Origin of the sequence: Corallococcus sp. CA047B (assembly GCF_003612065.1) — a bacterium.
GTDB classification, from domain to species: domain Bacteria; phylum Myxococcota; class Myxococcia; order Myxococcales; family Myxococcaceae; genus Corallococcus; species Corallococcus praedator.
The window spans coordinates 15,899-36,516 of the sequence record NZ_RAWD01000051.1 but is presented as its reverse complement, the minus strand read 5'-3'; the positions used below and the strand labels follow the sequence as shown (position 1 = coordinate 36,516).

Below are 20,618 nucleotides of genomic sequence, written 5' to 3'. Positions count from 1 at the left end.
CCCCCGCCACGCCCGCCGTGAAGGAGCGCCGCCGCACGCCGCTGCTCATGGGCTCGCTGGCGGTGGGCGCGGCACTGCTCGCCGGCGGATGGTGGCTCCTGCACCGGGGACAGCAGACGACGGACGATGCCCAGGCTGAAGGCCGGGTGATGAGCGTGGCCTCGCGCGTGGCGGGCCAGGTGCGGCGCGTGCCCGTGGTGGACAACCAGCGCGTGGAGGCGGGCCAGGTGCTGGTGGAGCTGGATCCGGAGGACTTCGCCGCCCGGCTCGCCGCGGCCCGCGCGGACCTGCTGGCCGCGCGCGCCTCCGCCGACAGCGCGAAGGCGACCCTCTCCCTCACCGAGCGGACCGCGCCCGCGTCGCTCGCCCAGGCGGAGGGCGGACTCACCTCCGCCACCTCCACGCTGGAGTCCGCGAAGGCCGCCATCGCGCAGGCGGACGCGGAGGTCGCCGCCGCGACGTCGCGCCAGCTCTTCGCGGCCACGAACCTGCGCCGCGCACGGGAACTCTTCGCTCAGCAGGCCCTGGCCCAGGCGGACGTGGACCTGCGCCAGACGGAGCTCGACGCGGCGGACGCGCAGTTGGAGCAGGCGCGGGCCCGGCGGGTGTCCGCGGACGCCACGGTGGCGGGCTCCCACGGCGGCGTGACGCTGGCCCGGGGACGGCTGAGCGCGGCCCAGACGACCGGCGAACAACTGGCCGCGGCGCGCGCCGCGCTGGCCCTGGCCGAGGCTCGGGTGCTGCAGGCGGAGGCCGCCGTGCGGCTGTCGGAGCTGAACCTCTCCTACACCACGGTGCGCGCCGCGCGCTCCGGCGTGGTGTCTCGCCGCTCCGTGGAGGAAGGCCAGACGGTGGGCCCGGAGCGGTCGCTGATGGCCATCGTCCCGCGCGATGACGTCTGGGTGGTGGCGAACTTCAAGGAGGACCAGTTGGAGCGCGTGCAGCCCGGCCAGCGGGCGCGGGTGCGCTTCGACATGTACGGGCGGCGCGACTTCCCGGGCCACGTGGAGAGCCTGTCGCACGGCACCGGATCCCGCTTCGCGCTGCTGCCACCGGACAACGCCAGCGGCAACTTCGTGAAGGTCGTGCAGCGCGTGCCGGTGCTCATCCGCCTGGACACCGCCCCGGACGTGGAGCTGCGCCCGGGCATGAGCGCCGAGGCCACCGTCTACACGGACGCGCCATGAGCACCGGCACGGCCCCCGCCGGTGAGGAAGCCACGCTGCTGACGGGCAACAAGACGCTCATCACCCTGGGCGCGATGTTCGCCGGGCTGATGGCCTTCCTGGACATCTCCATCGTCAACGTGGGGCTCAACGACATCCGCGCGAGCTTCGGCACGCCGTTGGATCAGATCGCCTGGGTGTCCACCGCGTACGCGATGGCGAACATCACCATCATCCCGCTGTCGGGCTGGCTCTTGAAGCGCTTCGGCTTCCGGCGCTACTACACCGCGTCCATCCTCATCTTCACCGCCGCGAGCATGCTGTGCGGCCTGTCGTGGGACCTGCCTTCGCTGGTGGTGTTCCGCGTGCTCCAGGGCCTGGGCGGCGGCGCCATCATCCCCACGTCCCAGAGCGTGCTGTTCTCCCGCTACCCGGAGCGGCAGCACGGCATGGCGGGCGCGCTGTTCGGCATGGGCGCCATCACGGGGCCCCTCTTGGGACCCAGCGTGGGCGGCTACCTCATCGACCTGTCGTCCTGGCACTGGGTCTTCCTCATCAACGTCCCCTTCGGCCTGTTCTCCGCCTGGGTCGCGTGGAGGCACCTGAAGCAGCCGGGCTTCGTGCCGGAGCGCGCGCCGGTGGACCGCTTCGGCATCGCGCTGCTCGCGGTGGGCATGGTGTCCATGCAGTACGTGCTGGAGGAGGGCAACCGCGAGGGCTGGTTCGAAAGCGCCACCATCACCGTGCTCGCCTGCGTGGCGGTCATCAGCCTGGTGGGGTTCGTGAGCCACGAGCTGGAGACGCGCCACCCGGTGGTGGAGCTGCGCATCTTCCTCAACCGGGCCTACGCCGCGGCGACAGGGCTCAACTTCCTCATCGGGACGGCCATCTTCGCGGGGTCCCTGCTCCTGTCGCTCTACTGCGGCACGGTGATGCACTACCGGGCGCTCGACATCGGGAAGGTGTTCCTCTTCGGCAGTTGGATCCAGCTCTTCATCTTCCCGCTGGCAGGCCGGCTGGTGACGCGGATGGATCCACGCAAGCTGCTGGTGGTGGCCAACGCCGGCATCTTCACCAGCCTGTGGCTCAACGCCCACCTGACGGCCCAGGCGGACATGTCCAGCCTGGTGACGCCGCTGTTCATCCGGGCGGTGGGAACGGGCTTTGGCTTCGTCCCGCTCACCTTCCTCGCCGTCACCGCGCTGCCCGCCTCGCAGCGTCCGGGCGGCACCGCGCTCTTCAGCCTCACCCGCGAGCTGGGGGCCTCCATCGGCACCGCGTGGATGAGCACGCTGCTGGACCGGGAATCCCACCGCGCCTACGCGGCCATCACGCAGCATGTGGACGCCTACAACCCGTGGGTCCAGGAGCAACTGGCCACGCTGAGCGCGGGCCCTGGAAGCAGGCTCTTCGCACCCGACGCCGCCGCGCTCGCGGTCCTGCAACACCGCATCAGCGAACAGGCGTTGGTGAAGGCCTTCAACAGCGGCTTCCTGTTCCTGGCCTTGAGCTTCCTGGCCGCGTCGGTCCTCATCGTCTTCATGAAAAAGCCCGGTCCGTCACCGGACCGGGCTTCACTTGACGGGGCTCACTGAGCCGACTTCATCAGTCGCGCTGGATGGCGCCCTTCGGGACCAGGATGACGACTTCCTTGCAGTCCGAGTAGATGATGGACGGCATGTCCTTGTAGTTGTGCGTCGTCTTGCCGCCGTTGCGCACGATGCCCATGTCGTTGCCCTTCGAGCCGCCGCTGTAGTCCCAACCGTGGCGCGACTGGAAGATGATGGCGCCGTCCGGGACCTTGCCTTCCGCGACGAGCTTCTTGTACTGGTCCGCGGTCACCACGTTCGCGGTGGCGTTGCCGTACGGGCTCTTGATGGTCTGCTGACGCGAGCCGGGGAACGGGATGGAGTCCCAGCCCTTGCGCAGCATCTGCGCCATGCCGCCGCGCGGGTTGTTCGGGTCATTGCCCGTCGCCGCGGGGGTGTTCGGGATGCCCAGGCGGCTCATGTTGTCCAGCGTCGTGCGCACGCAGTAGCCCGTCGCGCCGTTGTTCAGGGACGAGGTGGCCAGCTTCTTCAGCGTGGGGTCGTTCGTGTTGATGCGGACGCCGTTGCCCAGCACCGCGCCGTTGTTGTTCGTCGCGCCGGTGGTGTTGTTGGTGTTCGTGCCGGTCGTCGTGTTGCCGGGCTTCACGCCACCCGTCGTGTTCGTGTTGCCGGTGTTCGTCGTGTTGCCGGTGCCGCGGGTGTTCTGCAGCGTCTGGAGCGTGGTGGGACCCACGTGACCTTCCGCCGTGCCCGGGCGCAGGTCGTGGGCCTTCTGGAACGCCGCCACGGCCTTCGCGGTGACGGGGCCGTACTTGCCGTCCGCCGGGATGCCCAGCATCTCCTGGATCTGCTTCACCGCGGGGCCCTGCATGCCCTCGCTGAGCTTCACGCCGCCCGCCTTCACCTGCTCCAGCGACGGCGCCGTGGTCCAGCGCTTGGGGCCCGCCTGCTCGAAGGAGTCCTTCGTCTGCGCGGGGCGCTGCGTGGTGGTGGAGGGCTGCGTGGGGGTGTTCGTGCCCGTCGCCCCGCCGAAGCTCGGCGCCAGCGCCTGCGCGCGCGCCCAGACGTCGTTGGAGTAGTCGTTGCCCGTGGTGCCCTGGTCCATGCCCGCCAGCGTGCGCACGTTGCCGGTGCCGGAGTTGTAGGCCGCCACCGCGCCGCGCAGCTGCTGCGCCTCGGACCAGTCCGGGTGGTCCTTCTTCACGGTGTTGAGCATGCCCTTGAGGATGCCCGCCGCCTGGTCGATGTGCGCGGCGCTGGTGGGCCCGCCCTGCGTCTGGTGATAGCGGTGATCCACCTGCATCACGCCAAAGCCGTTGCCGCCGTCACCGTGGCCCGTCCGGTCCAGGGCCGCGCCACCGCGCGACTCGCGGCTCGCGATGGCCGCCAGCAGCGCCGGGGGCACGCCGTGCTTCGCCGCCGCCGCCTCGATGGCCCCCTTGAACGGGAGGATCCGCTTGAGGTCCGCCTGCGCCATCTTCGTGGAGGCCGCCACACCCGGCTGCAGCCCGTCCTGACGCGCCGTGCGCGCCGACGCGCCCGTCGGCGTGTACTGCGAAAGGATGGCGTTCGGGTTCGCGGCGCCATTGCGCGCGGACGTCGCCGTCACTGCCTGGGAACGGGTCGAGTTCGTGCGCTGGGACGTCGTGGTCGCGGAGAGGCTCATGCGGGGATTTCCTCGGTAGAGGCTGTGATTCCTGTCCCGATTATCCAGATCACTCCCAGCGAGTTGCGCGAGATCCGAAAATTAAGATCTGCCAGTTAAACCTGTGTGAAATTTTCCGCTCAAACGTGTCTGCTTTGGAGTGTCTGTCACAACCAGGTTACAGCCGGGTCACGACCACACCGAGGGTCCGCCTCGATTCACAATCCATGACGCACCGCGATTAACGGAAAGATCCAGCGAGGTCCGAAAATGAAACGGGGCCTGCTCCCAGCTTGGGAACAGGCCCCGTCGGGGCGGAAAGTTACAGAGTGACTAGATGAACGGGACGCCCGGGACATCGTCGGGGATCAGGTCGCCCAGGAAGTCCTTCACGGAGTTGAAGGCGTCACCGGCCAGCTTGCCCACCTCCCCCGGGAGGTTCGCGAGCCCCTCCAGGGCGTCCTTGGCCGTTTCAATGCCCTTGCGCGCCAGATCATCCAGGTGGCCCACCGCGGCCTCCGCCAGCTGTCCGCCCGCGCCGGCCAGGTCCTTGAGCGCGTCCACGCCGGCATCGCCCAGGTCCGCGACCGCGACGAGCAGCTCCTTGCCGCCCTCGGTGAGGTTGTCCTTCCAGGCCTTGGCGACGTTGGTGAAGGCCTCCACGCCGTCCTTGAGCAGGTCCTTGGCGAAGTCCTTGGCCCACGTCACGCGGTTGTCGACGAAGTCCTTGATGGCGGTGGCCGCGGCCTTGGCGGCCTCGCCGCCCTTGCGGGCCAGGGACGACAGCGTGCTTCCCACCCACTCGCCTGCCTTCGTGAGGGCCTCGCCCGGGTTGGCCGCGATGTACTTCAGCGTCTCCACGGCCTTCTCACCCGCGTTGGCCAGCCCCTTCACCAGGCTCTCCGCCATCTGGACGCCCTGGGCGCCCAGGTCCTTCACGGAGTCCCAGGCCTTCTTCGCCAGCTCGCCGCCCTTGGCCAGGACGTCGGTGAGGGCCTCCTTGGCCTTGGTGGCGGCCTCGCCGGGGTTGGCGGCCGTCCAGGCCAGCAGCTCCAGGCCCTTCTCGCCCAGCTCCTTCGCCTTGTTCACCGTGTTGGAGACGAGCGTCGTCGCGCTGTTGATCAGCTCCTTCGCCTTCTCCTTCGCGGCGCCGGTGAGCTTGTCGTAGCCGGCCTTCAGGTCATTCAGCGTGGAGACGGCCTTCTTGTAGAGGTCCTTGCCGGCCTGCGTGGCCAGGTCCACGCCCGAGTCGACGATGCTCTTGATGCCGTCGAGCGCCTTCTTCGCGGCCGCGCCCGGGTTCTGGGCGATGTACTTCAGCGTCTCCAGGCCCTTCTCGCCCAGCTTCTTCGCCTCGTCGACGACGTTGCCCAGGACCTTCTGGGCCTCCTTCGCCAGCTCGCCGCCCTTCTCGATGGCGGTGTTGAAGGCCTGGGTGGCCTGCTGCACCACGGCCTCGCCGTACTTGGACGGATTGCGCACCACGTCCGCCAGCTTGTGGATGACGGCGGCGCCCGTCTTCAGGCCATCCCCCACGGCCTCCGCCTGCGACACGCCCACGAACTCGGCGAGCTTCACCGCGCCCTTGGCGCCCTTCTCCACGCCCCACTGCAGGAGCTGCGCTGCGCCCTCCGGGCCGTAGTACGCGGCCATGTGCGCCAGCCCCGCCGGGCCCTGCGCCGCGGCACCGGCGATGTTCACGGCCTTCATCCAGTCCGGGGCCTTGTAGCCCTTCGGGTCGGCCTCGTACTTCGCCTTCTCCTGGCTGAAGCCAATGTCCATCGCCAGTTCGGCCGCGCCCAGGAGCACGCTGGCGCCCACGTCGACGGCCACGCCCACGCCGGTCAGGTCCAACGCGATGCCCAGGGCACCGTCCGCGGCGTTCAGCGCCGCGATGGTGTGCGCGAAGTAGCCCAGGTCGTTGTTCTTGCCGTGCAGGTCCAGCGATTCCTTCTCGTACTTCACCGCGTCGATGGCGTTGGGCAGCGCGCCCGCCACCGGGACGACCTTCGCCAGGTTCTTGAAGACCTTGCCGGCGACATCGGCGGTGATCTCCACGCCCACCTTGCCCAGCACCTTCTCCATCACCTTGAGGCCCTGGCCCACGAGCTTGCTGCCCGCCTTGTCCAGCAGCGGGCCCAGGCCCTTCATCGTCGTGTTGAGCGCGTCCGCGCCCACGCCGTCGGTGAACTTGAGCAGCGCCTTGAGCGCGCCGGAGTCCATCTCCGTCACGGCCTTGGCCAGCACCTTGCCGGCGTCGTCATCCAGCTTGCCGGCGAGCTTCGCGAACTGCTCGGCCGTCTTCGGATCGGAGAGGACCTCGTTGAGGACCTTGTGCTCCATGCCGCCCAGCGCGCTCACCAGTCGCTTGCCCGCGTCAGCGTCCAGCGTGCCCAGCTGGCCCACCAGGGTGTCCAGGGCCTTGGGGTCGGTGATGCCCTTGAGGGCGGACTCCAGCGACTCCGGACCGCCCAGCTTCGTGGCGGCGGCGTTGAGCTTCTCCAACTGCTGGGGCGTGAGCTTCGATGCCAGCGCGGGGTCCAACCCCTTCACCGCCACCTCCGCCAGCCGAGTGCCCTGCTGGGCCACGTCCGCCGCGTTCTTCACGCCCGCGTTCTTCAGGAGTTCGGTGAAGCCCTTGAGGTCCTTCTTGAGGTCGGGCACCTCCGCGAGCAGCTGCGCGGCGGCCATCGCCTTGTCCTGGAGGGGGGCGTTGGGATCCGCCAGGGTGATGGCGGCGCCTGCGGCGCGCAGCGAACCATCCAGCTTGCGCAGGTCATTGGCCAGGGCCGGGAACTTGTCCCCGGCGAAGTCCTTGAGCGCCTTGCCCAGCTCCAGCGTGGCCTTCGCCTTGTCCGTGGCGGACGCGTTGGGGTCCGTCCACTTGCCGATGGCGCCAATGAGCTTGTCGGCGGCGGGCAGACCCTTGAGCGCGGTGTCCAGCACGCCCTTCAGGTCCTCCGGCTTGAAGATGTCCCCGGCGGCCTTCGCCAGGGTGAGGCTGGCCTGGGCCTTCTCCGTCACGCTCTTCTTCGGGTCCGTCAGCGTGCCCAGGGAGCTCAGCGCGTCCGCGTTGGTGGCCAGCTTCGCCAGCTTGTCGTCCTTGACGCCCAGGCGCTCCAGCGCGTTGGGGACCGTCTCCGGGAACTGCGAGGCCAGCTCGCCCAGGGCCGTGGCGCGCTCGGAGAACGTGCCGGTGCCCAGCTTGTTGAGCGAGTCGTAGGCCTTCTGCAGGTCCTCCTTGCCCTTCTCCTTCAGCTCCGGGAAGAGCTTGGGCAACTCCTCCGGCGTGGCGGGCAGCGCGTCCGCGCGGGGCGGCGGGGTTGCCTGCGGGCCCTGGCCGGCGTTCGCCGCGACCGGGGCTCCAGAGGAGGGAGGGGCGAACGGCGCGGGGGATTCGCCCGTCAGCCGGTTCGCGCCACGGCTCGTGGCGTTGCCCGAGGAGAACTCATCGCGCTGGAAGAGCTGGACCTGGGGCTGCTTCGGCTGCTGCTTCGCGGCGTTCTCGGCGGCGGCCTTCGCGGCGGCCTCAGCGGCGGCCTTCGCGGCGGCGGCACGGGCAGCGGCCTCGGCGGCGGCGCGGGCAGCGGCGGCGGCGGCGGCAGCAGCGGCAGCGGCTGCGCCTCCATCAACAGGGCGGGACATGGGGAACTCTCCTACCTTTGGAAACCGAGAACGGCTTCCGGGATTCTCTACATTTCAGGACGAATGTTGCTGGCAGGCCCCCCGTTGCGACAAGGCCCCCCTCGGACAGGGGCGGTACGTCACCACCGCTCGGACGGTTTCATCTCCCGGTCGTTTCCCGCATGACGCGCGAAGACATACCGGACGCAATGGGAGCCCCTCCGGCGCAGGGCTCCGCCCGACGCGGCGCGGCAGCTTCATGGGTCCGGTGGGGGCTTCTGCCCGGGGGTTTCGCGGCTCAGCCGGCCTGGAACTGCCGCGCCAGCTCATCCACTTCGCGGGACACGTCCTGCAGCGTCTGGGTGGAGCCCCGGGTGGTCTCCGCGCGCTGGAGCGTCGCCTCCATGATGCGCGACAGGTCGGTGACGGCGGTGAAGACCTGGGTGAAGCCCGCGTTCTGCTGCGTGACGGCGGCGGCGATCTGCCGGGCCGCGCCGGCGCTCTCGCGCGACATCGCCAGCAGCTCCCGCAGGGACGCCCCCGACGTCCTCACCCCGTCCAGGCCGCTGGCGACCTGCTGTCCGCCCTGCTCGCCCATGAGGGATGCCGCCCGGATGCCCTGGCGCAGGTCGTCCAGCACGGAGCGGATGCGGTCCGTCGCCTGAACGGACTGGTTGGCCAGCCCCCGCATCTCCCGCGCCACCACGGAGAAGCTGCGGCCCACGTCCCCCGCGCGCGCCGCCTCGATGGCCGCGTTGAGCGCGAGCACGTTGGACTGGTCCGCCAGGTCCTTCACCGACGCGGTGATGTCACCGATGCGCGACGCGCTCTCCGTCAGGGCCGCGAGCCGCGCCTGGATGCCGTCCATGGCCTCCTGGATGGCGACCAGCCCCGCGAGGCTCTCCTCCACGGAGCGCTCGCCCTGGAGCCCCTGCGCCTCCGCGCGCTGCGCCACCTGGAGGACGGCCTCCGCGCGGTCCGCGGCCAGCCGGGAGGTGTGCTGGATTTCGTCGGACGTGGCCCGGGCCTCCTGGAGCGCCACCGCCTGCTTCGACAGACTTCCCTGCTGCTCCACCTGCGCCAGGCCCAACTGCCGGCCCGCCTCGCCCAGCCGGTGGGCGGCGGTGTGAAGCGACCGGGGCAGCGCGGACAGCTTGAGCAGCACCGCGCGCATGCCCGACGCCAGGTCGCCAAGCTCATCCGTGGACACCCAGGCAGGGGCGGTCACGCGGCCCGCGGCCAGCGACTCGATGGCCTCCCGCACCGCGCCGGCCCCCTTCGCCTGACGTCGGGCCATCATCCACAGCGTGAGGGCGGGGATGACCAGCATCACCGCGCAGATCCACGCCAGCGCGAAGGCGAACTCGCGCAGCAATTCGTGCCCCAGCGCATCCAGTTGGCCCACCGCGTCCTGCGCGCCCAGCGCCCGCAGGTGCTCCTCCAGCATCGCGCGGGCGACGCGCAGCTTCACCCCCAGCATCCCGCCGCTCAACAGCAGCGTCAGCACCAGGGACGTCACCGACGTCAGCGGCAGGAACCAGCGCTGCCGGGGCCAGAAAGGTCCCCCACCTCGGGGGGCCGCCTCCGGGAAGCGCTGCTGTTCCGCCAGCACGTACGGCAACAGGCGCTGCTCCAGGCTGAGCGCGTAGGGCAGCGCCAGCAGCACCCCGAAGCACGCCGCCACCGAGCAGCCCATCACCACCTGGAAGGCATCCTTCTGGTGCAGCGACGCGACGATGACGCTGAAGGTGAACCCGCCCACCACCCAGGCCCCGGCCGTGGTGGCGGCGGCCGCGCGCCACGGCAGGCGCATGAGCCGCTCCAGGCGCTGACCGGGCGCGTCCCCGAGCCTGCGCGCCAGGGCGTGCCGGCCCACCCACCACAGCGACAGCAGCGGGAAGCCCGCGCCAAACACGAGGATGATGGGCGGCAGCACCGTGAGCACGACCTGCGTCGCCTGCGTCCCGCCCAGCCCCATCGCCACGGACACCAGATACCCGGCGATGAACGCGGGCAGCGACATCCACCGCAGGAACAGCCAGACCCCCTGTTTGACAAAGGCCGACACCGCCTCGCCATCACCCACCATGTCTTGGTTTGTCATACGCGGATCGCGGGCTCCAGGCCGACCGGAGCGGGCCGTCCCCGGTTCCCGTCGAGCGTAGCGAATCCCCCCGGCACTTGCCCCACCGGGCCGCCCTGGAAGCGCGGACCGGCGTGCTTTCATGTTTCAATCGCCTGTCTTTCCCGCATTGCCCTGTTTATCTCTCACGGAAGTCTGGCTTTCACCGGCTCCGGAAGAGGCAATAAAGGGGGAGCTAGCGGAGGAGGACCCGGTTCGTGCCCAGCCCGTCGATGACGGCGATGACGTCGTTGGGTGCGCGCTCGAAGAGGCCGGGGGTGTAGTTGCGCGACGTGCCCGTCCACACGGGGCTGGGGGCGGACCAGGTCTCGAAGTTGGCCGTGGTGGTGACGAAGCCGACGTGGCAGCTGCGCTGGTCCACCGGGGCGCTGGACAGGTCGGGCGGGCCGGCCTTGTCCTCGTCGGTGCAGAACGCGACGCCCACCGGGCCCCCGCCCACGCGGATGGCGTAGGGGACGTAGGCGTTGTAGCGGCGGCCGGAGCCCGGATCGATGCGCGAGCTGTACACGGTGCGGCGCAGCGAATCATCCCACGTGCGGCCTCCGTCCCAAGACTGCACGGCGTTGATGACGTTGGCCCGGGCCCCTCCGGTGGGAAAACCCTCCACGCCCTCCACGACGGCCATGATGCGGTCCCCGGAGAGCTGCACCACCGTGGGCATGCCCTCGCGGCTGAGCGCGCCCGCCCGCTTGTCGCGCGACACGGTGACGGTGCCGTACGCGGTCCACGCCCCGGCGAGGCCCTGCCGGCCCTGCATGGCGATCCACTGGTGGCCGGGGAAGCCGCCCTGCGCCGCCAGCAGCTCCGAATCGTAATAGACCTGCAGGTCGCCATTCCCGCGCCGGAAGAGGAAGGGCGCGCCCACGAAGCGCGTCGTCGGTCCGGCGACGGTGCTGTCGTAGACCCAGCCGTCGCCGTCGTTGTCGCTGCGGGTGATGGTGACGCGGAACTGGCCGTTGGCGTACTCGCGGAAGGCACAGAAGACGGTGTGCGTGCCCGGGATGGCCAGCATCGTCACGTCGCCGAACTCCACGTTCGGGTTGTTGGCGACGGAGCCGTGAAGCGCCCAGCTCGCGCCCCCGTTGGCGCTTGTCCACACGTCGATGCCGTGACCCCAGCTCGAACCGCCGATGAGAAGCCCGTCCGCGCGGCGGGTGATGCCCCGGATGGGAGCGCCCCCGGACGGCATCAGCACCCGCCACCCTCCCGCCGGAAGCTCGGACTCCACCCGGGCCAGGGGCTCCAGGGCCTGCGCTTCCTCTTCCGGAGCGCAGGCCCCGAGCGAAGCCGTGAGCAGCGCGAACATCATCAGGCGCCGGGGAAGACGCGGGCGGAACGACCAGGGGGATGGGTTCATGCCCGCGAGCCTGCCGGCACCGGCTTCCCCGCATCAAGCGCCAGAACCGTAAAACCGGGAACAAGTGCCGGCAGGGTCGCCAGGACTACAGCAGGATGCGACACGCCTTCTGGTCCGTGCCGCTGACGCCGTTGCAGGAGTAGTTGTCACGGCAGTCCGACTGGGAATCACAGACAGGCGAACACAGCAGTGATTCGGATTGACGCGCGCACAGCATGTCCGCCGGGCAGCCGGCCTGCGCCCCTTCCTGGGTGCACTCCTGGGCGCAGAAGCCGCCGGGGAAGTCCTGGCGGCATTCCAGTCCGACGTCGCAGCCCTCCTCGCTGCAGGACTCGCCAGCGGCACCCGTGCCACCGCAGCCCATGAGGGGGAGGACCGCCAGCCCCACCACCCACATCCAGACAGAGCGCATTCGCATCCACTCCAATGACAGGCAGGGCCAGGCCCCCGCGACGCCCAGCATGGTCAGCCTGAAGACAGCCGTCCAGCCACGGCCCTGGATGGTTGCGCGGCGGGGGCTTCCGTCCGCCTTCGGGAGCCAATCGAGCCAGGCTCCGGGCCTCGCTCCGTATGGCGCTTTCACGGCTGGCGGGAGGGACGCCCCGGGGTCCACGGGACAGGGACACCCCATCCCGCGGAGGCAGCGAGCGGGGGCTTCAGAGCGCTTCGGTCCGCCTCAGCAGCCAGTCGCGCGCCGCGCCTTCGACGTGGGGCAGCAGCCGCTCCCGCACCATCGCGTGATAGGCATTGAGCCACTCGGACTCCGCCCTGGACAGCATGCCCGGGTCCACGAGCCGCGTGTCGATGGGGCACAGGGTCAGCGTCTCGAAGCGGAGGAACTCGCCAAAGGCAGTCGTCTGCGCGGGCACGGTGGCGATGAGGTTCTCGATGCGGATGCCCCAGCGGCCCGGCCGGTAGAGGCCGGGCTCGTTGGAGGTGACCATGCCCGGCTCCAGCGCCGTGTGCGGGTCGTTGGGCATCGTCTGGGAGATGCCGTGCGGCCCTTCGTGGACGTTGAGGAAGTAGCCCACGCCGTGGCCCGTGCCGTGGCCGTAGTCCAGCCCCTCGGCCCACAGCGGCGCGCGCGCCAGCGCATCCAGGGCGGGGGACCGCGTGCCCCGGGGGAACCGGGCGAGCGACAGGTTGATCATCCCGCGCAGCACCAGCGTGAAGTCGCGCCGCTGCTCCGCCGTGGGCTCACCCACCGGGACGACGCGGGTGATGTCCGTGGTGCCCGTCGTGTACTGCCCGCCCGAATCAATGAGCAGCAGTCCCTGGGAGGGCGTCCCCGGCGTGCACACCGTCGCGTGGGACTCCGCCAGCGCGCGGTAGTGCGGCATCGCGCCGTTCGCGTTGAACGCGGCGATGGTGGCGAAGCTCAGCGACACGAAGCCCGGACGGCGGGCTCGCGCGGCGGACAGGCGCTCATCGATGGTCAGCTCCGTGATGGGCTCGCGGCCGAGCGCCGACTCGAACCAGGCGAAGAACTCACACAGCGCCGCGCCGTCCTGCTCCATCGCGGAGCGGATGTGTTCAAGCTCCGCGGGCGTCTTGCGGGACTTGGCCACGGTCGACGGGTTGAGCGCTTCGACCACGGACACGCCCGGCGCCACCGCCTGCCGCAGGCCGTGCGTCATGCGCCGGGGGTCCATGAGCAGCTTAGTCCCTTGGGGCAACGCCCCCAGCGCCGGAGCCGCCTGCTCATAGGGCGCAAGCACGATGCCGTCCTTCTCCAGCGCCACGCGCAGGGCGTCCGGCACCTTGCCCTCGGAGATGAACAGGCGGACCGCGCCAGGCTCCACCAGCAGGTGCGCGAGGAACACCGGGTTGTAGTCCACGTCGGCGCCGCGCAGGTTCGTCAGCCACGCGATGTCATCCAGCGTGGAGATGAAGTGGTGCGTCGCCCCCAGCCGGCCCATCTCCTCGCGCAGCGCCTGGAGCTTCTCGGCGCGCGAGCCGGGCGCCAGCTCGTGCGCGTACACCGGGGCCACGGGCATCACCGGACGGTCGGGCCAGGCCTCCGCCACCACGTCCAGGTCCGTGCGCAGCGTCACGCCCTTCGCCGTGAGCAGCGTGGACGCCGCCCTCGCCTGCCCCAGGCCCAGCACCGCGCCATCCACCGCCACCGCCTGCCCCGGGGGCACGTTCGCGGCGAGCCAGTCGATGAAGGGCTGTCCGGGCGCGTTCGTCGTGCGCACCGTGGCGATGCCGCTGCCCGTAAGCTGCGCGTCCGCCTGCTCCCAGTAGCGGCTGTCCACCCACAGGCCCGCGTAGTCCGGGGTCACCACCAGCGTGCCCATGGAGCCGGTGAAGCCAGACACCCACTCCCGTCCCTTCCAGCGGCCGGGCTGGTATTCGGACAGGTGCGGATCGCTCGACGGCACCCACACCGCCGCCACGCCGCGGGCCTGCATCACCTGTCGCAGCCGGGCGATGCGCTCGCGCGCCGCGGCACCCTGAATCTCTTGAAGGCTCATGGCTTCCTCCGTCGTTCCACCGGGCCCCCTCATGCCGGAAACGGAGCGCCTTTTCGAGCACTCTGGCGACGCGCGGCGCCTGCCCATCTCCCCTCCTGTCCATGGACGTGGTGGGAGCGCATGGGCGTCGTCCGCACCACCTCCTGAGCCGCGACCTGGAGGCGCCAGGGCGTCGGTGGGGCGACGCGGTGCGGTAGCGCGGTGCATTCCGGACGTGGCATCTGTTCGCCATTGACAGAAAAACGGCCCGCGCCCCTGGGCCGCTTGCACCCGGGTGCTTACCAAGCCAGTGGCCGCGGTGAGGAGCCCGTGGCCACATCCACCTGTCTCCTGAAGTGGGCCTGGCCTCTACCGTGCGACGCGTTCTCGCCATCCTTCCCTATGTTCCGCTGCCCTCGGATACGGGCGGCACCCTGCGCACGTTGGAGCTGGTGCGCGCCCTCGCCTCGCGCTTCTCGCTGGACGTGCTGGCGCTGCACCGTCCGGGGAACGACGCCCAGGGCTTCACCCGCTGGCTGGGGGAGCTGGGCGTTCCCGCCTCGCGCCTGCACCTGGTGGACATGCCGCGCGTCGCACCCGCTGAGACGCTGAGCAGCACCCGGGCCTTCTTGCGGGGCACGCCGCTCACCTATGTGCGCTACACGCGCCAGCGCCTCCAGGAGACCTTCCGCCGCGTGATGGGGGAACGGGGCCCGTTCGACATCATCCACTTCGACCACCTGCACATGGCGCAGCTCCTGCCGCTGGCGAGGGAGCTGAACCCGTCCGCGCACCTGGTCATCGACGAGCACAACGTGGAGAGCCAGCTGCTCGCGCGGATGGCGCCCCTGAGCGCGGCGCCCCTGCGTCCCTTCCTGCGCTGGCAGTTCAACCGCGTGGAGCGGCTGGAGCGCGAGTGCGTGAGCCAGGCGGACTCCGTGCTCGCGTGTTCGGAGGTGGACGCCGCGCAGCTGCGCGCCCTGGGGGCGAAGCAGGTGCATGTGGTGCCCAACGGCGTGAAGCTGCCGGACTTCGTGCCCGCGGAGAAGGCGGGCAACGACCTGGTCTTCGTGGGCTCCATGGACTGGTGGCCCAACGAGGACGCGGTGCTGCGGCTGGCCCGGGAGGTGTGGCCGCTGGTGTCGTCGGAGCTGGCGCCGGGCAGGCTCATGGTGGTGGGCCGCAGCCCGTCCGCGTCCGTGCGAGCGCTGGAGAACGAGCGGCTGGTGGTGACGGGCTCGGTGCCGTCCGTGGCGCCGCACCTGGCGCGCGCGCTGGCGACGGCCATCCCGCTGCGCGCGGGCAGCGGCACGCGGCTCAAGGTGCTGGAAGCGGCGGCGGCCGGAGTGCCGGTGGTGGCCACGCGCCTCGCGGTGGAGGGCCTGCCCATGGTGGAGGGCCAGGACGTGCTGCTCGCCGAGTCCCCGCAGGAGTTCGCCGACGCCTTGCGCCGGCTGCGCAATGATCCGGACCTGTGCAAGAGGCTCGCGATGAACGCCCGCCGGCTGGCGGAGTCCTTCGCGTGGGAAGGCATTGGCGCGAGCCTGGGGGAGATCTACCAGAGCGCCTCGGTGACGACCGGGAACATGAAGAAGGCCGTGGGCACCCACATCGTCCAGTAACGCCGCTTCGTCCGAAGGCCCTGGCATTCGGACGAGGGTTCGATTCCCTCCGCCGCCATCCCGAGAAGCCCAGCAATCTTAAAGGGTTGCTGGGCTTTTCTTTGCCCTCGTTTTCATCATGTGCCCCCAGTGTGCCCCTCTCAAACCTGATCAAGTAGAATCAAACTCAACCTTTGTCTGCCGTCCACGTGGGTTTCGATAAGAGGCCGGGCTGCCTCGGGGCGCCTCCAGCAGCGCGTCCAGCCTCAGGGAGGCACGCCCAGGCCGGGACTCAGCCAGGAGTCCTCGGGAGGCGGCGCGAGGGCCAGGGGGACGCGGGCCAACCGGGGGAGCGTGGGATACTCGCGGAACGTCTCCATCCCCCGCAGCTCCGCGAGCCGCAGCAGGGCGAGCCCCGTGACATAGACATGGGGCTCGGTCAGCACGACATCCTGCGGCCCTCCGTCACTCTTTCGCTCCTTGAAGGTCACCGCGCGCTGGGCAATGGCATCCGCCAGGGCGCGATGGAACCGCTTCGCGTCACGCGTGAGCAGGGCCTGGCAGAGCGCCAGGTGGCAGGTGACGTCGCCCTGGAGCACCGCTTCCCAACGGGCCAGCAGCGGGCGCAGTTCGGACGCCTCCGCCGCCGGGGCGCCGAGCGTCAGCCGGTGCAGGAAGTGGTGGAGCAGGAAGTCCTCCTCGTACTCGAGGGAGGGCTCGTGGCGGTCCGTGGTCAGGCGGGCCAGTCTTGAGGCCAGCTCGAGCTGCCCGGCGGCGAGCGCGTCCATGAAGGAGAAGTTCTTGCTGGCGCAGGTGTGCTGCCTCTGCGCGGGCCGGCCTCCGGCTGCGCGCTGTAGGAGGTGCAGCCGGGCCTGAGCGGACTTGCACAGGTAGACGAAGAACCGGTCCGTCCGCGCCTCCGAGAGCAGCTCGCACAGGCCCACGCGCCGGTAGAACCAGGCCACCTCGACATAGGGCCTGCCGCTTTGCTCGTAGGCGTCCTGGGCGCGGATGCTCTCCAGCGCCTCTCTCAACAGGTAGAGGGCGTTGGCGCGGACGGTCTCCAGGGCCGAGGAGCTGAGGGGCGTCATTCGCTGGGCGCCTTCAAACGAACATGCACTTGTCGCCCATGCCCACATAGTTGGCGCCGGTGATGCCCGCCTCTTCCAGCCGGGCACGCAGGTCGCCCCGGATGATGAGGAGGGCGGGCTTCTCCTTGAGGCGGAAGAGCCGCGGCTCGGGAGGGATGCGCTCGGGGTCCAGCTGGAGGCGATTCAGGATGGAAATCTGCCCCGGTTTGATTGCGGACTCGGTGAACTCCGACCGGCTCCGGTCGACGCACTCCACCGCCCGGAAGATGTTGGCGATGGAGTAGTCCTCCTCGGCGACGCGCCCCTTGTGGTTGTAGATGGAGACCGGGAGGAACTCGCCCTCGGCCTGGTCCTTCAGCTCGGCCAGCAGCAAGAGCCTGAGCCGGTGGCTGATGATGTACAGGTGGAAGGTGTTGCTGATGAGATCAGGGACGACGAGCCCCGGATAGCGCTTGTCCATGTCCAGCCGGGCCCGTGCCGGGTGGTGCTCTCCCATGGGCTGGCCCTTCACGATGCGCCACTTCTGCTTGGCAAGCTGATCGGGCAGGGGGCCGATGGAGCAGTGCTCAGGTTCGTTGGTGGTGTCGAGGATGAAGTAGTCGTGCATGGGATTCAGTCGACGAGGTCGATGGAGTGGGAGAGGAAGTCGCCAGACTCACGAAGCTCGTTGGCCTTGCTGCGCGCGCCCCCCAGGTGCCTGAGGCTCTCGCGCATGCGGAGCGAGAAGTTGTCGAGTTCTGTCTTCAGCCCGGCGAGGTTCTCCGGCGTCAGTGCCGGGTGGTCCTCCCCCTGGGCATCAGCCTCGCGCAGGAAGTCGGTGATGGTGTCGAGCTGGGTCTCGACCAACCGGTTGTAGGCATCATGGTTGTTGCTGCTCTTGCCATTGGCGGTCGGCGCGCTGAGGTGAGCCGGCAGTTCGTACAGGCGCGCGTAGACCTCGGTCACGGGCAGGAAGATGATGTTGAGGCCACGGTTGATATTGTATTTGGCCTGCTGGAGGAGGAGCAGCTTGCCCGCTCCATCGTCCAGCTTGAAGAAGGCGTTGTGCAAAGAGCCCATCGGGATGATGTGGTGCGCGTTGAACGCCCAGGGTTTGCTCTTGCTCTTGAAGTTCCCTCCGCTGCCCTTCATCCACCACGTCGCCTTGGCCCGGGGATGGCTGGGGTCCGGCTTCTTGGCCTTGAGGACGAGGGTGCCGAACTTGCGCTCGCGCAGGAACCGGGCCCGGGCGGGCCCCTCAATGGAGAAATCGAGGTTGTACCAAGCCGAGTCATTGGCCAGATGGTACTTGAGGCCATTCTCCCGGTGGTCGTGCCCGGGGACAGCGCACTTCCACCGGAAGCCCCCATTCGCGTACGTCTCCTTCTCCCACTTGCAACGGGTGACGCACCCCTCGCTCTCGCCATCCTTGTGCGACTCGTGGCTCTTGAGCTCCTCGATATGATCCTTCTTGCTCTTCGCCTGCTCGCTCATGGCACTCCCTCGCGGGGCTGGGAGAGGGGCGATTCCAGGATGAAGGCGCCCCTGTTCTCATCATCATCCAGCAGGGCCACCAGGATGTCCTGGGTCCCGGCGTAGTTCCGGGCGAAGCCCCGGACGCCCATGCAGATGGAGGCGGCGCCTGTCGCGGCGCCTATCTCGCCGCAGTGCTCGGGCGGGTACCACTGCGGGAAGGTCGAGGGGAGCTTCGCGTCGGCGAGGCGGACCAGGGCCGTGCCGAAGTCCCGGGCCCGAATGTTGTCCCCGTTGATGTTGACGATGACCCGCCCCACGTCGCGGGCGGGCGGAGCGGAGACCGTGAGACAGGCGGCCATGGCGTCGAAGAGCGCCGCCCCGAGCGGCGGAGGAGTCAAGAAGCGGTGCTGCTTCTCCCGCGTGGCGGCATGGGGACCCAGCAGGCCGTGGATGGCGGCTCCGCGCGCGCGCGCGGCGTCCACCCGCTCCAGCAGCACGAACGCGGAGGCCTCTCCCGGGAAGAAACCGGTGACGGCCCCGACCCCGCGGGTGAGCCCCAGCTCATGGACTTGGGTGAGGGGCTCGCCATGGACGAAGGAGTCGATGCCGCCGACGAGGCACCGGTCCAGGGCGCGCGTCTGCAACCACTGCACCGCCTGCGCAAGGCCGCTCATGAAGGTCGCGGCGCCGCCGGTGAAGCAGGCCTGGGCCTGAGCGGGAAGCGCCAGCGAGTGCAGCGCGAGCAGCTCCCGGGGCATGCGCTGCTTCAGTCGCTCCCGGGCATCGCGGACCTCGGCGAGCAGCTCCTGTTGCTCGGCCGCCTCTTCCTCTGAGGGGACCGTGGCGAGGCCGGCCCGCAGATGGGTCGACTCGTAGAAGTCACCCGGTAGGTTCAGCACGAGGCCGGTCCTCGACAGGTGCTCGTCCCGCAGTCCGGACTGCCCGAGAAGGTCCCCCAGGGCCAGCTCCCCCAGCCGGAGCAGGCGGGCGAAGCCGTCAAAACCGTTGGTGGCGCCCTGGACCACGTGGCCCCTCAGGGGCACGGTCTCCAGCGTGTCGACGTCGGATTCCTCCAGCGCGAGCTCCGAGCGCCGGCTCAGCCCCGCGCGAGCGGAGGCACAGCTGGAGATGACGTCCAGCCCGATGGCCGACACCATGCCCAGGCCGGTGATGGCGATGCCCCGAGGCAGTTGCACCTGGGCACGAGAAACGGCTGGCGTCATGCGAGGGGCCCCTCGGCGAAGGCACGGCCGAACGTCTCGGGCAGGGCCCGCAGCGCCGCGAACTGCCGGGTGCTGAAGGCCCGCGTCGGCGGCCACCAGGTGCCGCGGCTGCGCAGCGTCAGCTCCAGCGCCAGCGCGTGCCGGCGCCGCATGGGGGCCTCCCACAGGGCTTCCCGCAGTGCCTCCGCGGTGAAGGGACTGCCGTACAGGTAGCGGCGCACGGGCTGGAAGTGCTTGCGGTTCTCGGACCACCACGCAGCCACCGCGCCGGGCTGGGGCAGAGGCAGCGCGCGCTCGGGCTTGAGCGACAGGTCCTCGTCGAGCCCGCCCTCCTCCGCGTCGGGGGGCTCGGTCGAGGTGGCGACGAAGGGGCCTTCCAGGCGCAGTCCGGTGATGGCGCAGAAGGCCTCGGCCGCCAGGGGAGCCACGGCCTCGGTTTCCAACCAGTCCAGACAGGCCTCGGCGCCGGAGACGCGGCCGCTGAAGCCCAGGGCCCACAGCGCGTCGGGAAGGTGCTCTGGCAAGGTGAGCAGACCACGCACGTGTTCCAGGTCCCGCACGTCCCCGCCCAGGGCCAGCAGCAGCGCGGGCAGGCGCAACCGCGGGGCTCGCTCCATCACCGCCTTCTGGCAGGCGGCCCATGCGGCGTGCTGCCCCTGCAGCAGTCCCGTCTCGATGGCCGCATCCCGCACCTCGGGAGCAGGAGAGGCCAGGGCGCGCGGGAGGACCTCCGGGTCTGGCCGGAGCCGGAGCCGTCCACTGGCGCGCAGGGCCGCGGCCAGCACCTGGGGATGTTCGTGCCGAAGCAGGTGCGCCAGCCCCGGCCCCGGGTCCATACCGTGCGCGCACAGCACGCCCAGGCTCAGAGCCCGCAGGTGGGGCTCTTGGTGGTCCAGCAGGGCCACCACCCAGTCGGGAAGGGCACGGGGCTCGAGCAGCTCCAGCGCCCGGCCCAGGGCAGCCAGGACGGGAGGTGCCGCTGTCTCGAGCGCCGCGCGTACCGCCTCGCCGCCTCCGGCGGGGACGTCCTCGGTCAGCAGCAGATGCGCGGCTGCGGCGACCCGCTCCGCCTCGTCCGACTCCAGCGCCGGCACGAGCAGCCGCGTGGCCACCGGAGCGCCTCCGAGCCGCAGCGCATCCAGGCGCGCGAGCAGGCGCTCCTCATCCGAGAGGGTCTCCGCCAGCACGTAGTCGGGAGCCACCAGCGATCGCTCCCACTGGCTCCAGAGGAACGCAGCCTCGTCGAGATGCTCCTCGTAGTTCTCCCAGTTGATGACGAGTTCCGCGCGCATCCACCACCGCGCCTC

General features: G+C 70.2%; 14 protein-coding genes. 3 read left to right on the top strand and 11 right to left on the bottom strand.

Annotation, left to right across the window (positions count from 1 at the left end):
- A partial coding sequence (locus tag D7X74_RS11390; RefSeq protein ID WP_147446545.1) for an HlyD family secretion protein occupies window positions 1-1,187 on the top strand: 1,187 nt, incomplete at its 5' end.
- Complete coding sequence (locus D7X74_RS11385) at window positions 1,184-2,761, top strand: DHA2 family efflux MFS transporter permease subunit (RefSeq protein ID WP_120532962.1); 1,578 nt, start codon at window positions 1,184-1,186, stop codon at window positions 2,759-2,761. The genes D7X74_RS11390 and D7X74_RS11385, both read left to right, overlap by 4 nt.
- Window positions 2,762-2,771: 10 nt before the next feature.
- Here D7X74_RS11385 and D7X74_RS11380 read toward each other — a convergent pair whose 3' ends face one another.
- From D7X74_RS11380 to D7X74_RS11355, 6 genes are all read right to left on the bottom strand, one after another.
- The gene (locus D7X74_RS11380) at window positions 2,772-4,382 is read right to left on the bottom strand and encodes a peptidoglycan-binding protein (protein ID WP_120532961.1); all 1,611 of its coding nucleotides are present in this window, start codon (window positions 4,380-4,382) and stop codon (window positions 2,772-2,774) included.
- A 312-nt stretch (window positions 4,383-4,694) separates the two neighbouring features.
- On the bottom strand, window positions 4,695-8,006 hold the full coding sequence (locus tag D7X74_RS11375) for a Dauer Up-regulated (RefSeq protein WP_120532960.1): 3,312 nt from the start codon (window positions 8,004-8,006) through the stop codon (window positions 4,695-4,697).
- A gap of 277 nt (window positions 8,007-8,283) precedes the next feature.
- On the bottom strand, window positions 8,284-10,089 hold the full coding sequence (locus D7X74_RS11370; RefSeq protein WP_233602057.1) for a methyl-accepting chemotaxis protein: 1,806 nt from the start codon (window positions 10,087-10,089) through the stop codon (window positions 8,284-8,286).
- Window positions 10,090-10,303: 214 nt separating this feature from the next.
- Window positions 10,304-11,485: a phage capsid protein gene (locus D7X74_RS11365; protein ID WP_120532958.1), complete on the bottom strand. Its 1,182-nt coding sequence runs from the start codon at window positions 11,483-11,485 to the stop codon at window positions 10,304-10,306.
- Between the two features lie 85 nt (window positions 11,486-11,570).
- Window positions 11,571-11,897: a hypothetical protein gene (locus D7X74_RS11360; protein ID WP_147446544.1), complete on the bottom strand. Its 327-nt coding sequence runs from the start codon at window positions 11,895-11,897 to the stop codon at window positions 11,571-11,573.
- A 244-nt stretch (window positions 11,898-12,141) separates the two neighbouring features.
- Window positions 12,142-13,962, bottom strand: a complete 1,821-nt coding sequence (locus D7X74_RS11355) for an aminopeptidase P family protein (RefSeq protein WP_120532956.1) — start codon at window positions 13,960-13,962, stop codon at window positions 12,142-12,144.
- 353 nt (window positions 13,963-14,315) lie between these two features.
- Here D7X74_RS11355 and D7X74_RS11350 point away from each other — a divergent pair, with 353 nt between their 5' ends.
- Entirely contained in the window at window positions 14,316-15,563 is a 1,248-nt protein-coding gene (locus D7X74_RS11350) for a glycosyltransferase family 4 protein (protein WP_147446543.1), read from the top strand.
- 245 nt (window positions 15,564-15,808) lie between these two features.
- Here the strand turns inward: D7X74_RS11350 and D7X74_RS11345 are convergent, their stop codons facing one another.
- Genes D7X74_RS11345 through D7X74_RS11325 form a run of 5 tightly spaced genes read right to left on the bottom strand, consistent with a single transcriptional unit; the run spans window position 15,809 to window position 20,603 of the window.
- On the bottom strand, window positions 15,809-16,633 hold the full coding sequence (locus D7X74_RS11345) for an immunity 49 family protein (protein WP_158620306.1): 825 nt from the start codon (window positions 16,631-16,633) through the stop codon (window positions 15,809-15,811).
- Window positions 16,634-16,646: 13 nt separating this feature from the next.
- Window positions 16,647-17,240 (bottom strand): imm11 family protein, encoded by a 594-nt coding sequence (locus tag D7X74_RS11340; protein ID WP_233595352.1) that lies wholly within the window; start codon window positions 17,238-17,240, stop codon window positions 16,647-16,649.
- A 5-nt stretch (window positions 17,241-17,245) separates the two neighbouring features.
- Window positions 17,246-18,106 carry an AHH domain-containing protein gene (locus D7X74_RS11335; protein WP_120532953.1) on the bottom strand — a complete coding sequence of 287 codons (861 nt, stop codon included), beginning with the start codon at window positions 18,104-18,106 and terminating at the stop codon, window positions 17,246-17,248.
- Window positions 18,103-19,311 carry a hypothetical protein gene (locus D7X74_RS11330; RefSeq protein WP_147446542.1) on the bottom strand — a complete coding sequence of 403 codons (1,209 nt, stop codon included), beginning with the start codon at window positions 19,309-19,311 and terminating at the stop codon, window positions 18,103-18,105. The genes D7X74_RS11335 and D7X74_RS11330 overlap by 4 nt, the downstream gene beginning before the upstream one ends.
- Window positions 19,308-20,603 (bottom strand): TIGR02270 family protein, encoded by a 1,296-nt coding sequence (locus D7X74_RS11325; protein WP_120532951.1) that lies wholly within the window; start codon window positions 20,601-20,603, stop codon window positions 19,308-19,310. The genes D7X74_RS11330 and D7X74_RS11325 overlap by 4 nt, the downstream gene beginning before the upstream one ends.
- Between the last annotated feature and the right edge of the window lie 15 nt (window positions 20,604-20,618).